Below are 11,608 nucleotides of genomic sequence, written 5' to 3'. Positions count from 1 at the left end.
TTTAGCTGTTTATAAAGGTACATAAAATTTCATGTTGTTTCGAGTTTCAATCATAACTATTGCGCTATCTCTTTCTGCTTGTTCAAGTTGGGTTTATCGTGTTGACATACCCCAAGGAAACTACCTTGAACAAAAAAGTATTGATAAAATTCAAGTAGGTATGACCAAAGAACAAGTCAAGTTCATCTTAGGTAGTCCAGTGTTAATTGATGCTTTTGACAATGATACTTGGAACTATGTTTACCGTTTTAAGTCAGGACGTAGTGAAAAGTTAAATATGCAGAAAAAGTTTTCGGTTAAATTTGTAGATAACAAATTGGTATCAGCTGAAGGTGACTTCACATTGTCTGAGAATTTTAATGTACCATTTGATGCACCAGCACAGGAAAAAGATGCTGATAGTGCCGCTAATCAAAAGTTTAATACAACTAACAGTCAATAATACGAGAAATTTCAATTCTAGTATCCATAAAAAAACGGCTTATAAGCCGTTTTTTTATATGAAAACAATTCAAGAGATGCTGATTAATTTTGTTTAGCTAGCGGGTTAACCCTACCGCCGGTAGTTTTGTCTGCCCTACCTTCCAATTTAGCTTTTTCGGCTCGACGCTTCCTCACTTCTTTCGGATCAGCAATTAACGGACGGTATACCTCAATTCTATCAAGATCTTGAACTATTTGATCTAGCTTGACTGCTTTATTCCAGATACCTACTTTATTAACTGATAGATCAATTTCAGGGAATAAATTGATAATGCCTGATTCAATAATCGCTTGTTCTACTGTGGTATTAGCGCTAACAGGTAACGACAATAACTTTTGCTTATGCGGTAAACCATAAACCACTTCAATGTGGATAGTGTCTGAAGCATCGCTACTTGACTGAATATTTGCTTCTAAAGCCATATTAAACACTCACTCCGTAAACCTCTTTTGCCCTTTGCGTGAAAGCTTGCACCATATTATTAGTTAACGTATTAAAAATATGCCCGAAAGCAACATCAAACACTTTACTAGAAAACTCATATTCAAGCGCTAAACTCACCTTACATGCCTCGTCCGATAACGAGGCTAACTGCCAGCTCCCTTGTAATTTTTTAAAAGGTCCATCAACTAAAGATAAATGCACCTCTTTATTAGAGATTAATGTGTTCTCAGTCGTAAACCATTTTTTCAGGCCGCCCTTAGAGACTAACAGTGCAGCAGTCACAGAATTTTCAGTTTGGCTAATAATTTTACTATCACTACAATTTGGTAAAAAATCAGGGTACGCTAAAACATCATTAATTAAATGGTACATTTGTTCTGCACTGTACATCACTAGTGCACTACGGTTTATCGATGGCATTGCTTCTTTATTACCCTTAAAAAATTAACATTGCTATCATAACAAACTCACCTAAAAAGCGCATTATCCAAGAAAAGATAAATTTCTCATTTAAAAGCATATTTTTACCCGTATAATAGCCGCGAGCAATATTGGAAAAGAAAATGGCAAAGAAGAAATCAAAGAGTAAATCTAACAGCAATACCATAGCGTTAAACAAAAAGGCGAGGCACAACTACACCTTAACTGATAAGTTTGAAGCGGGCATGAGTCTACAAGGCTGGGAAATAAAAAGTATCCGCTTGGGTAAAGTGAATATTTCCGATTGCTATGTTCACATAAAAGACAGAGAAGCTTACTTAGTGGGTGCTGAAATACACCCGCTTATATCGGCATCAACGCATGTAGTTTGCGATCCGGTTCGCCCAAGAAAGCTACTACTTAACCGTAGAGAGCTTGATAAACTTATTGGCGCCGTAGACCGTAACGGCTTTTCACTTATCGCCACAGCTATGTATTGGAAAAAATGCTGGGTAAAGTTAGAGTTTTATTTAGGTAAAGGTAAAAAAGATCACGACAAGAGAAGTGATATTAAAGATAGAGAGTGGAAAGTTGAGCAAGGCCGCATGATGAAAAACAAGCAGCTATAACAACTAATTACTTTTTTAGCTTGGTGTTGAATCTTAAGCAGGATATAATTATATCTTGCTGGTGATTAATCATTAGCAAACACTTGGGGCTGATTCAGGATTCGACAAGATTCACGAAACCCGAGGTGCATGTCCAGGGGCGGTTGGCCTGGTAAAAAGCCGCAAAACTATAATTGCAAACGACGAAACGTTCGCACTAGCCGCTTAAGGCTAGCCATCACCTCATAGTCTCACCTATTGTCTCGAGGATTGATGGTCACCCCAAATAGGTTAGCGAGGGAAGCATGCTTGAGGCTGAACCGCGAAATAGTATCAAGCTCACCATGACGAAGCCTGTCGATTGGCGTCTAATTGGTTAAATAAATAATCGACTAAACATGTAGTACCGAGGATGTAGGTTTTTTGGACGCGGGTTCAATTCCCGCCAGCTCCACCAACATAAACCCAGTGAAAGCGCCTGTTTTCATTGGGTTTTTCCTTATAAAACACACCACAAACACACTACTCGACCACTAAAAACGACACTCATACGACACTCGCTTTTTATTGCTTACAGGCTATTTGAAATGCGTTGAATAAACTTCTCGTTTCAGCAACGCCCTTATAAACATTAGTTCGCTATCACTACTGATGTATATATTGATTTACATAATTTAGTTAAAAGGTAGAAAATTACCCCAATAATAAAGCGGAACAATGGTTCTACAATTGTTAAAATCATATTTAACTGATTGTAAATATTAAAAATAATAACATAACTCATCATAAGTCATCTACTACCATGCTGAATTGTGATTGATACTTTGTTGTACATTTTCAAATGTAACTGTACATAGCGCTTCACCGCAAGACACTTTATACTGCTACGATGTTTCAATTTAATAAGTAAAATCAATATGAAAAAAAATCTGATGTTACCACTTCTGTGTTCTGCAGTACTTGCTGGCTGTACTGGCTCATCTTCAACTGAATCGGTTATTGAACAAAACTCTCAACAAGCCATAGAGACGAGCTACAATAGCATCAACGTTGAAGAGTACATTAACCACGTTAAAGTATTATCTTCTGATGAGTTTGGTGGTCGTGCACCATCGAGTAAAGGTGAGAAACTGACACTTGACTATTTAACAGAGCAGTTTCGTGCCATTGGTTTACAACCAGGAAATGGCGATAGTTACTTACAAGAAGTCCCTTTAGTCTCCATTGAAGCGTCGGCAGATATGGTCTTATCTATAAATGGTAAAGACTACCAATACGGTAAAGACATGGTATTAGGTAGCAGCCGTATTACCGAAAAAAGTGAACTAAAATCCTCAGAGTTAGTGTTTGTGGGATATGGTATCAATGCTCCTGAATACAATTGGAATGATTATAAAGACGTTGATGTAAAAGGAAAAACCGTTGTTATTCTGGTCAACGATCCCGGTTATGCCACACAAAATCCTGAGCTCTTTACAGGTAATGCCATGACGTATTATGGCCGCTGGACATACAAGTATGAAGAAGCAAGCCGTCAAGGCGCTGAAGGCGCAATTATTATTCATGAAACTAAACCTGCCTCTTACGGTTGGAATGTTGTTGAAAACTCGTGGTCAGGTCCACAATTTAGCTTCCAGCGTGATGACCTAAATATGGGTAGAGTTGCAGTAGAAGGTTGGATTAGCAACGAGGTAGCTGTTGAAATATTTACCGATGCTGGCTTAGATTTTTCTGAGATGAAAAAACGTGCTGCACAAGGAAGCTTTAATCGTGATTTAGGCGATTTAAATGCCTCTGTGACGGTTAATAATACCATCGAAAAATCTATTTCTTATAACTTTATTGCCACATTACCGGGTAGCGAAGTAGCCGATGAGCATATTATCTATACCGCCCATTGGGATCACTTAGGCACAGACTCATCGAAAGATGGTGATAAGGTCTATAACGGTGCCCGCGATAACGCCACTGGTACTGCTGCGTTAATTAACATTGCCAGCGCCTTTGCAAAATTACCTGAAGCCCCTGCCCGATCAATTACCTTTTTAGCCGTTACGGCAGAAGAGCAAGGCTTACTTGGCTCGAAGTTTTATGCTGCCAACCCAATAATCCCTGCAGCAAAAACGGTTGCCAATCTTAATATGGATGCATTAAATGTCGATGGGCGAAGCAAAGATGTAGCAATTTTTGGTTTAGGACAATCTGAATTAGATAAGTACCTAACTGAAGCTGCAGCTAAGCAAAACCGTATAATTTCAAACGATCCAAAACCTTCAGCTGGTTATTACTATCGCTCTGATCACTTCTCATTTGCCAATGTAGGTATCCCTGCACTTTACGCAAAAGGCGGTGCAATACCTGCTGATGAAGCTACGCGTCTATTACGTGAAAAGTTAGCCCCAAGCTTAACGAGCTGTTATCACAACCTGTGTGATGAATATAGTGATGACTGGGATATGTCAGGAGCGGTAGAAGATATGCAATTATTCTTTGCTGTTGGAGTTGAAATAGCTAACAAAGATGTCTGGCCGCAGTGGAGTAAAACTTCAGAGTTTAAGCGGAAATAGTTTTCTATTAGCAATAAAAAAACACTGGCCTAAACAACCAGTGTTTTTTTATTTTAGCGAGGTAATTTAACCGTTATAGCTGTTTAAGTATTTTATCTAAGCCTTGTTTAGACACAGCAACGGCTTGCATTGGCGTTAAACCATTAGGATACTCTTCTTGCTCAACAACAAACCATAATGTGCCACCAACAGCAATATTGGTTTGAGAAAGTTTTAACCAATCAATTGTATCTTGACCTATTAATGGTAACTTACCTGTTACGCCTTTAGGCAACTTCACTTTGTAATGCGTTGTTATTGTTCTTCCAGGGTAGCGTTTTACATACTCTATCGGATCTTTCCCTGCATACGTTGTCCAACCCACATCTTGCTGTAAAATCACATTTTTATCCGTGTGTTGAGCTAAATAATCCCAATAGGTTGAGCCTTTGTAGTCATTAAATTCATGGTCATGATTATGAAAACCTGTTTTCATGCCTAAAGGGGCTAATTTCTTTTCTAAGGTATTCAAAAGAGCAACAACTTCTTTAATACCTTCAGGGTGCCATGCACGTTCATCCCAACCAACAATCAGCATATCCACACCCAAGGTTTGATAAAAAGCGACGGTGCTATCAAAGTTTTCATCATTAAGCTGTTCAAATGAAACATGGGCGCCACTGCCTTTTAACCCTAATTCATCCAAAATTTGTTTAACTGCTTTCGCATCACCTGAAAATTCACCGAATTCATTGGCAAATTCAACACCGTCAAACCCCATATCAACTAGCTGTGTTAATGTGCTTTTAAAATCTGCTTTCACTTCATTTTTGATCGACCATAACTGTACACTAATTTTTGGTATGGATTGCTGCATAGTGGCCTCTTTATCTGTACTATCTGCACAGCTACTCATTGATAGTATTAGTAAACAACTTACCATTAACGTTAATATTCTCATCATAGTTCTCTTAGTTTGGTACTTATTCATTCAATTAAATTCGTTTATTTTTCATTTCGTTAACTGCGTAATCAACAGCTCTAACCGTTAACGCCATAAACGTTAGTGAAGGGTTTACCACTGCTGTAGAACAAAAACTTGAACCATCAGTCACAAACAAATTAGGAATATCGTGTGTTTGGTTATAAGCATTGAGTACAGATTCTTTAGGATCTCGCCCCATTCTTGCCGTGCCAACTTCATGAATAGCTAAACCAGGTGAATTTTGATCTATAGAGGTATAACTTTTTACCTCTTTCAGGCCTGCTTGCTCTAACATGTCTTTAGCGGTATTTTCAGCATCCATCATCATCAGCTTTTCATTATCAGACCACTGACAATTAATATGCAGTTGTGGAATCCCCCACTTATCTTTTTTACTGGCATGAAGTGAGACATGGTTGTCAAACCTTGGTAACATTTCTCCCTGAGCATGTATGCCAAAGTACCAATCTCCTGCTTGAGTTAGCTGCTGTTTGAACTTAATACCAATGCCATCACTTTTCCCCGTAGATCTCCAATTACTTCGCCCTGAGCCACCTGCAAGTGCATAGCCGCGTTTATAATCTTTTTTATATTTACTTGGTTTAAATTGGAAGTTTGGAATATATATACTGGTTGGCCTTCGACCTGAGTAATACTCATCATGATACCCTTCAATACGACCAAATGCGCCGGCATTGTATACGTGATCCATCAAGTAGTGCCCTAATACACCTGAGCTATTTGCAATACCATTTGGGAAAGTTTTTGATGTTGAATTGAGCATGATTTGCGTTGTACCTAACGTTGAAGCACACAAAAATACTACTTTGGCGAAGTATTCACGCGTGGTTAAGGTATCGTTATCGATAACTTTTACCCCTTTAACGCGATTTGTCTTTTCGTCATATATTAAACTATGAACCACACTATTAGGCGCTATATGCAAATTACCTGTTTTTGCTGCAGAAGGTAACGTTGAACTTTGGGTAGAGAAGTAAGCCCCAAAAGAGCAACCTTTCTGGCATTCATTTCTAGCTTGACACTGAACTCTTCCCTGAGATAAGTGTAATTTAGTAGGTTTAGTCAAATGAGCTGCTCTGCCCATTACCATAGGACGGTCAGGAAATAACGTGGAAAATTTTGCTTTTAAATCGAGTTCAGGTTTTGTCCACTCAAAAGGGGGCAAAAACTCACTATCAGGCAACTGCTCAAGGTTATCGTAATTACCGCTAATACCCGCATGTTTTTCAACATGAGAATACCAAGGAGCAATATCTTTATAACGAATAGGCCAATCATTACCATAGCCATCAAGCTTATTGGCATTAAAGTCATGGTCGCTGAACCGGTAACTTTGTCGATGCCACAACAATGACTTACCGCCTAACTGATTTGCTCTAATCCAAGTAAAATCAGTGCCTTTTTCTGTTGAATACGGGTAATCTTTATCATTCCCAAAAAAGTGTTTAGTCGCATCATTAAAAGCATAACAAAGCTTTTGCACTTTAAATTGCTCTTCAACGAGAGAATCTTCGACTTTCATCCTATTAGGATATTGCCAAACAGGTTTCCCTTCAGTCGGATAATCTTTACGGTGCTCAACTACGCGACCTCGCTCTACCATTAAGGTTTTTAAGCCACGTTCACAAAATTCTTTTGCTGCCCAGCCACCTGAAATGCCAGAGCCAATCACAAGTGCATCGAACTCTTCATTACTTTCATTGATATACATATCCTGATTCATTTTCACTCTCTCAATACCTACTCAGACAACTTAATAAAAGCCCAGTGAACCATAAGATTTACCTACCGATTTATAAGGAATAGAACCTTTAAAACCTCCAGGAACCGCTTGATAAGCCAATGCTTGGGTAGCGCCCACTTCAGTGGTAAAAAAACCAAAAACAATCAATGATTTTAAGTCAGTAAATCGTTTTTTATCCTCTGAGGAAAACCCTAAGTCAGTTTGCTCAACAGCAACTAACAACTCAGTTTGCTGTGTAAGCTTTAATTGCGTAAATGAGTTAGCAAAAATTACCTGACTTTGTTGTTCAATTTTATCGACAATATCTATACCTAGTTGCTGATATCCCTCATCAAAACAAGTAACCAGTTGATTATCAATAAAACCATGAACATCAAGCTCTGCCGCACTAGGCGTATCTGTTTTGGGTAGGACTACCTCACAAATATTGGCTAGCACTTGCATTTGGTGTTGAGAAAACAATAAGCCTGCTTTCTCTGCACTCTCTTTTTTTGCTTCATAATTCAGGGCTACAGCTAAGGCATTTCCTGAAGTAAGCTGAGCAACAGTACTTGCCCCAAGCACCGCGGCAAGCCCTTTCAAAAAAACTCGCTTACTTGAGGTAGTTAACAATGAATCTACCTCTCCAATGTTATGCTTTTTCAATGACCGCTCCTTCAATTGAGTTTGACTTGCGCATATATAAGAAAAAGCCAGCAAATGCCACAATCAATACCATTGGAAATAGTATTAAATTACTTAATGCTGCCTGTCCCATTGCTAAGGCTAATTCATTACCGCTAAGCCCAGCAGCTTCAGCTTGCTCTTTTGCAGAATCAATCCAACTACCAATTACAGGGTTCCACATACTCACCGAAAACATGCCTGCACCGCCGAGTAATGACATCCCTAAAGCGCCTGTTTTAGGCGTGTATTCAGCAGCACAACCTATCATTGTCGGCCAGAAGTAAGTGACACCTGCAGCAAAGACAATCGCGGCAAAGTATACTGCTCCACCTTGAAGCTGCGTCATCAGATATAAACCTAATGTTGTTAATATAGCTGAACCTAACAATACCCCTGGAGGGCTTAACTTATGCACTAAAGGACCTGCAAAGTACCTGCCTACAGCCATTAATCCTGTGACTAACGCTAAAATCAGCATTGGGTGAGCACCAGAAGCGCCTAGAATTTGGTTAATCCATTGGCCTGTACCTAATTCACTGGTAGCTGTTATCGTCATACAAATAACTAAGAAAATATAAAGTGGGTTGAATAAACTCTTAAGGTTTGCCACGGTATTATTTGTTTCATCTTCAATTTCAGGGAAGGTAAAACCTAACATCATGACACCATAAATAATGGTAGGAATTAAGATCACTGAAACTTGCGCTTCCCAACCTAATCCCATAGCAGTCATACCTGCTGAAACAAGAGAGCCAATTACAATGCCACCAGGGAACCACACATGAAATTTATTTAACATGGTCGTTTTGTTATCTGGAAATAATTGTGCAATAAGTGGGTTACAACCTGCTTCTACTAAGCCATTTGCAAAACCCACGAGGAATGTAGAGATCATTAATCCCCAATAACCATCGGCAATAACTGTTAATACAAGTCCTAGGGCGTGACCAATAAAGGCTAACCAGACGAGTTTTTTGGCGCCAATCGCATTATATAAAATACCACCAAACATGGTTGCTAATGGAAAGCCTAAAAAGCCCATACCTGCTATCCAACCAAGTTCTTCAGCTGTTAGTCCAAACTCTACGCCAAGCTCCCCTAATATGCCGGCACGAATAGCAAAGGTCATTGCTGTAACTATCAACGCGATACAACTGATGTTAAAAACGCGTTTCGCGTCTTTCTCTGGTATATGGGCTACTGAGTTCATAATTAATCTCTCATTGTTATAATTATATTTTGTGTTTTTACTATTAAAGTAGTTGTCACTATTTTAATCCTAGAACTTTTCGATTAAATGCTTCATCTACACCTGCTGCCGCAAAGTCATCGAATGCTTTTTCTGTGACGTTGATAATATGCTTAGCAATAAAAGGAGCTCCTTCCGTCGCACCATCAACAGGATGCTTAACACAGCATTCCCACTCAAGTACTGCCCAACCGTCAAAATTGTATTTAGCCATACGAGTGAAAATGCCAGTAAAATCTACTTGCCCATCGCCTAATGAACGAAAACGACCGGGGCGATCAATCCAGCTTTGGTAACCACCATAAACACCCGAACGACCACTAGGAATGAATTCAGCATCCTTAACATGAAATGCTTTAATGCGTTCATGATAAATATCGATAAACTCAAGATAATCTAATTGCTGAAGCACAAAATGGCTTGGGTCATATAAAATATTTGCACGTGGATGGTTATCAACAGCTTTGAGGAAGCGCTCAAATGTTACGCCATCATGTAAATCTTCACCTGGGTGTAATTCATAACAAATATCACAATCTGCTTCATCAAAAGCATCTAATATTGGCAACCAACGTCTTGCTAACTCAGCAAAACCTTGCTCAACTAAACCAACTGGTCGTTGTGGCCATGGGTAAACGGTATGCCATAGTAATGCCCCTGAAAATGAAGCATGAGATTTTAAACCTAAGTTCTTACTCGCTTTAGCTGCAAACATCATTTGTTCAACTGCCCATTCAGTGCGAGCTTCAGGATCATCATTAAACTGATCTGGCGCAAAAGCATCAAAGAGAGTGTCGTATGCTGGGTGAGACGCGACTAATTGACCTTGTAGGTGAGTCGACAGTTCTGTTATTTCTAAACCATGATGTGCGACAATATCTTGTACTTCTTTACAATAATCTAAATCAGTAGCGGCGCGCTCTAAATCAAACAAGCGAGCATCCCATGATGGAATTTGTACACCCTTGTAGCCTATACTTGCTACCCATTCACAAATATTTGGCAAGGTATTAAATGGGGCTTCATCTGACGCAAATTGCGCTAGAAAAATTGCTGGTCCCTTTAAGGTTTTCATATTATTCTCTCGTTCTTATTTTTTATAAAAAATTTACTAACAACTTGTTTATTAATCAGCTAGTAATTGATCTAAGTTGTACCATTTAGTGTCTTGATTTGAGCTATTTACGAATGACTCAACTAGCGCCATGCCTCGAATACCTTCATTAACATCCGGGAAGTCATAGTCTTTATTTGAGGTATATGCACCTGCCTTTACATCACGAACAGCATGAGCAAAATTTAAATAGATATTAGCAAAAGCTTCTAAATAACCTTCAGGGTGACCCATTGGTGTTCTGGTATTGGCTGCTGTACGTTCACTATGCAAGCCACCGGTACGTAATATTTGCATTGGTTTATCAAGGTACTTCATTGTTAAGGTATTTGGCTCTTGTTGATGCCACTCAAGCCCCCCCTTTTCACCATACACGCGAATAGTAAGATTATTTTCTTCACCCGCAGCAATTTGGCTAGCTTGTAATGTACCTTTGATGCCATCTTGCATTTTCAACAACACAATACCGTCATCATCTAAACGTCGACCTTCAACAAATGCGGTTAGCTCTGCACAAACATGGGTAATTTCTTTTCCTGTAACATATTCCACCAAGTTAGCTGCATGACTACCAATATCGCCCATACAACCTGAAATACCTGAACGAGAAGGATCAGTTCGCCAATCAGCTTGTTTATTATCAGCGTCTTGTGCTTCTGATAACCAACCTTGAATATATTCAACAATAACTTTTCGGATTTTACCTATTTCACCATTAGCGACTAACGTTTGCGCTTCTTTTACCATAGGGTAACCCGTATAAGTATGTGTTAAACCATACAATAAACCAGTTTCATCTATGATTTTCTTTAGGGCTTTAACCTCAGTTAAATTTAACGTCGCAGGTTTGTCTGATAACACATGAAAGCCATGCTCAAGTGCTGACTTTGCAGCAGGGAAATGCATATGATTTGGGGTAACAATAACAACAAATTGCATTCGCTCATCAAGAGGAAGTTTTGCTTCAGCAGCAAACATGGTGTCAAAATCTGAATAACAACGTTTTTCATCGAGCATTAACATTTTGCCTGAAGCAATAGATTTTTCAGCTGTACTTGAAAAAGCACCACAGACTAATTCAATCTCGTTATCTAGCTGAGAAGCAATACGATGTACTGCGCCAATAAATGCACCTTGGCCGCCACCAACCATGCCCATGCGAATTTTTTTCATTTTTACGCCTTATATACACACTTAACTAAAAAGAAGCTTATTATTACTATAGGCGTCTGTTTGAAAAATATGTTATTAATAAATCGGTTTTTAATGCGACAAATTCGGCGCTAGATAATTGTGCTGTTATTTTTCATAACAAAAGGCTTTATAA

Annotated in this window: 11 protein-coding genes and 1 other RNA gene; 4 read left to right on the top strand and 8 right to left on the bottom strand. The window is 38.9% G+C overall.

The features are described from left to right. Positions 1-31: 31 nt before the first annotated feature. Positions 32-442, top strand: a complete 411-nt coding sequence (locus AC27GZ_RS05860; protein WP_487093975.1) for an outer membrane protein assembly factor BamE — start codon at positions 32-34, stop codon at positions 440-442. An 83-nt stretch (positions 443-525) separates the two neighbouring features. Here AC27GZ_RS05860 and AC27GZ_RS05855 read toward each other — a convergent pair whose 3' ends face one another. Beyond that, positions 526-906: an RnfH family protein gene (locus tag AC27GZ_RS05855; RefSeq protein WP_487093974.1), complete on the bottom strand. Its 381-nt coding sequence runs from the start codon at positions 904-906 to the stop codon at positions 526-528. Between the two features lies 1 nt (position 907). Next, positions 908-1,348 (bottom strand): type II toxin-antitoxin system RatA family toxin, encoded by a 441-nt coding sequence (locus tag AC27GZ_RS05850; protein ID WP_487093973.1) that lies wholly within the window; start codon positions 1,346-1,348, stop codon positions 908-910. A gap of 143 nt (positions 1,349-1,491) precedes the next feature. Here AC27GZ_RS05850 and smpB point away from each other — a divergent pair, with 143 nt between their 5' ends. The 3 genes from smpB to AC27GZ_RS05835 all read left to right on the top strand — a co-directional run bounded on the left by smpB (position 1,492) and on the right by AC27GZ_RS05835 (position 4,523). Then, positions 1,492-1,977 (top strand): SsrA-binding protein SmpB, encoded by a 486-nt coding sequence (gene smpB, locus AC27GZ_RS05845; RefSeq protein WP_487093972.1) that lies wholly within the window; start codon positions 1,492-1,494, stop codon positions 1,975-1,977. Between the two features lie 85 nt (positions 1,978-2,062). Further along, positions 2,063-2,413: a transfer-messenger RNA gene (gene ssrA, locus AC27GZ_RS05840) on the top strand. Between the two features lie 460 nt (positions 2,414-2,873). Next, the gene (locus tag AC27GZ_RS05835; RefSeq protein WP_487093971.1) at positions 2,874-4,523 is read left to right on the top strand and encodes a M28 family metallopeptidase; all 1,650 of its coding nucleotides are present in this window, start codon (positions 2,874-2,876) and stop codon (positions 4,521-4,523) included. 73 nt (positions 4,524-4,596) lie between these two features. Here the strand turns inward: AC27GZ_RS05835 and AC27GZ_RS05830 are convergent, their stop codons facing one another. Genes AC27GZ_RS05830 through AC27GZ_RS05805 form a run of 6 tightly spaced genes read right to left on the bottom strand, consistent with a single transcriptional unit; the run spans position 4,597 to position 11,454 of the window. Beyond that, positions 4,597-5,466, bottom strand: coding sequence for a sugar phosphate isomerase/epimerase family protein (locus AC27GZ_RS05830; protein WP_487093970.1), 870 nt, complete (start codon positions 5,464-5,466; stop codon positions 4,597-4,599). Positions 5,467-5,497: 31 nt separating this feature from the next. Continuing rightward, positions 5,498-7,231, bottom strand: a complete 1,734-nt coding sequence (locus AC27GZ_RS05825) for a GMC oxidoreductase (RefSeq protein ID WP_487094527.1) — start codon at positions 7,229-7,231, stop codon at positions 5,498-5,500. Between the two features lie 30 nt (positions 7,232-7,261). Beyond that, positions 7,262-7,897, bottom strand: coding sequence for a gluconate 2-dehydrogenase subunit 3 family protein (locus AC27GZ_RS05820; RefSeq protein ID WP_487093969.1), 636 nt, complete (start codon positions 7,895-7,897; stop codon positions 7,262-7,264). Continuing rightward, positions 7,884-9,128 (bottom strand): MFS transporter, encoded by a 1,245-nt coding sequence (locus AC27GZ_RS05815; RefSeq protein WP_487093968.1) that lies wholly within the window; start codon positions 9,126-9,128, stop codon positions 7,884-7,886. Before AC27GZ_RS05815 ends, AC27GZ_RS05820 begins: the two co-directional genes overlap by 14 nt. Positions 9,129-9,186: 58 nt before the next feature. Further along, positions 9,187-10,242, bottom strand: a complete 1,056-nt coding sequence (locus AC27GZ_RS05810; RefSeq protein WP_487093967.1) for a sugar phosphate isomerase/epimerase family protein — start codon at positions 10,240-10,242, stop codon at positions 9,187-9,189. Positions 10,243-10,293: 51 nt separating this feature from the next. Next, positions 10,294-11,454 carry a Gfo/Idh/MocA family protein gene (locus AC27GZ_RS05805; protein WP_487093966.1) on the bottom strand — a complete coding sequence of 387 codons (1,161 nt, stop codon included), beginning with the start codon at positions 11,452-11,454 and terminating at the stop codon, positions 10,294-10,296. Positions 11,455-11,608: the final 154 nt, after the last annotated feature.

The sequence above is a fragment of the Colwellia sp. SU-HH00943 genome (assembly GCF_057546125.1).
This window is presented reverse-complemented; position numbering and strand designations above follow the sequence as displayed.